General features: G+C 38.1%; 1 protein-coding gene. It reads left to right on the forward strand.

Annotated features, from left to right (window positions below; translation table 11 throughout):
- A partial coding sequence (locus ACT3S4_RS14400; protein ID WP_444761313.1) for a hypothetical protein occupies positions 1 to 417 on the forward strand: 417 nt, incomplete at both ends.

Here is a 417-nt window from a genome sequence, read left to right on the forward strand (position 1 = left end):
CACCAGACATCCATCTCATAGAAAACCTATCATTACCATTAGAAGCACCAATCTGGTATCCAACGGCGGTTAAGCCAGGTCAAAGTATCAGTATCAAGGCAATGGTAAAGTACCTAAATATCGGTCTTACTAGCAATCGTAAAGCGGTTCTGCTAATCAGAGCATATGATGATGCTAATGAAGAAGTTGATGTATCTTTTGAGAATATGTTTAGATCAGATACCTTTGGTGCGCACTTTAGATATCTTGCTCCTACGCAAGGTGAGATAGAGGAGCTATATACATTCGTTGTACCTGAAGGAATAACGACTATACACTTTGGGTTTAATAGATTTTTATGCTCAGAGAATGAGCAGGTAATAGTTAGCGATCTTACGATTCATCCTGAAGTAATTGAATTATCTGAAAAGCTGGAAA

It is taken from the genome of Psychrobacter sp. AOP30-A2-5, assembly GCF_052378115.1.
Lineage (GTDB): Bacteria > Pseudomonadota > Gammaproteobacteria > Pseudomonadales > Moraxellaceae > Psychrobacter.